Origin of the sequence: Streptomyces sp. NPDC059900, assembly GCF_050270335.1 — a bacterium.
Classification (GTDB): domain Bacteria; phylum Actinomycetota; class Actinomycetes; order Streptomycetales; family Streptomycetaceae; genus Streptomyces.
The window spans coordinates 1-1,762 of sequence record NZ_JBNNJZ010001002.1 but is presented as its reverse complement, the minus strand read 5'-3'; the positions used below and the strand labels follow the sequence as shown (position 1 = coordinate 1,762).

2 protein-coding genes are annotated in these 1,762 nt (G+C 73.2%); both read left to right on the top strand.

The features are described from left to right. Nucleotides 1-394, top strand: a 394-nt coding sequence (locus tag ACQKIP_RS46640; RefSeq protein WP_427745782.1) for an alanine--tRNA ligase-related protein, incomplete at its 5' end; no start/stop codon positions are given. Between the two features lie 165 nt (nt 395-559). After that, nucleotides 560-1,753: an NAD(P)/FAD-dependent oxidoreductase gene (locus ACQKIP_RS46635; protein ID WP_365854175.1), complete on the top strand. Its 1,194-nt coding sequence runs from the start codon at nt 560-562 to the stop codon at nt 1,751-1,753. Nucleotides 1,754-1,762 lie beyond the last annotated feature (9 nt).

The following is a 1,762-nucleotide window of genomic DNA, read 5'->3' as shown; positions in this document are numbered from 1 at the left end:
GCTGCGCCTGGTCTGCGACCACCTCCGCTCGGCCATGGTGGTGATCGGCGACGGGGTGCGCCCGGCCAACACCGGCCGCGGCTATGTGCTGCGCCGGCTCGTACGGCGGCTGCTCACCGTGCTGTGGCGCAACGACCCCACCCGCGAACTGGCCGACCTGCCCGTCGAGTTGGTGCGGCACACGCGGGGCCATTTCCGCCAGGACACGGATCCGGACGAGGTACGCCGGGTCCTGCTGGAGGAGGAGCGGCGGTTCAGGCTGCTTCTGGAGCGGGGCCGGCGGGTACTGGCCCAGCCCCGATTCCGGGGCCCGCTGGACGAGGAGGACTTTCACTATCTCCACGACACCCACGGCCTGCCCCGCGACCTGGTCCTGACCTTGCGCCAGGGGTGACAGGAGGCGCGATCGCCCCCTGGATCCTGCGGTCGGGGTGCGTCACGATGACGGGCAGCCAGCTGATCGGCGTCCCGTTGCCGACGGCCCGTGCCGCGCCCGTGCACCGACGCGTCGCAGGCTCGTCCGTCCACGGGCGCCGGCCTCCGGAAGGGAGCGGCCCCCTTGACCCGCGCACCGCGTCCGTCCAGCACCCCCGCCTTCGCCGCGCTCCCGCCGACCGCCGACGTCGTGATCGTCGGCGGGGGCGTGATGGGCGCCTCCATCGCCTTCCACCTCGCCGAGGCGGGAGTAGGGGACATCGTCGTCGTCGAACGCGGCGAGCTCGCCTGCGGCAGCTCCGGCAAACCGATCGGCGGCGTGCGCGCCCACTTCTCCGACCCGCTGAACATCGAACTCGGCAACCGCAGCCTGCGCGCCTTCCGCGACTTCCCGCACCGGCCCGGCGCCGACATCCGTCTGGAGACCGTGGGCTATCTCTTCCTGCTCACCGAAGAACGCCAGGAAGCGGAATTCGCCCGCAGTGTCCGGCTGCAGAACAGCCTGGGCGTGCCGAGCCGCATGATCGACGCCGCCGGGGCCCGGCGGCTGTGCCCGTATCTGAGCACCGAGGGCCTGGTGGCCGCCGTCCACTCCCCGGCCGACGGGCACGCCCGCCCCGGCCTGGTCGTGCACGGGTACGCGGCGGCGGCTGAACGCGCGGGTGCCCGCTTCGCCACCCGCACCCGCGTCACCGGCATGGACACCGCCGGCGACCGGGTCAGCGCCGTGCACACCGACCGCGGCACCGTCGCCTGCTCCACCGTGATCTGCGCGGCGGGCGCCTGGTCGGCCCGGATCGGCGCCATGGCCGGCGTCAGCCTGCCCGTACGGCCGGTGCGCCGCCAACTGGCCTTCACCGAACGGCTTTCGCCGCCCGCTCCGCACATCCCCTTCACCATCGACTTCACCTCGTCGGCGTACTTCCACAACAGTGACGACGGACTGCTCTTCGGCCTCGCCGACCCGGACCAGCCCGAGGGCTTCGACACCACATGGACACCCGAGTGGCTCGACCTGTTCCGCGACGTCGTACGCCGTCGCGCCCCCGCCCTGGCCCGGATGCCGACCGCCGGCGGCTGGGCGGGCCTGTACGAGGTCACCCCCGACCACAACGCGCTGATCGGCCGCTGCGGCGAGCTGCCCAACTTCCTGTACGCCACCGGGTTCTCGGGCCACGGCTTCCTCCAGGCACCCGCCGTCGGCGAGATCGTGCGCGACCTGCATCTGGAGCGCGAGCCGTGCGTCGACATCGCGCCGCTGAGCGCCGATCGCTTCCTGACCGGGGCCGCGACCCGGCCCGAGGCCCATGTCGTATGACCGCTCCCG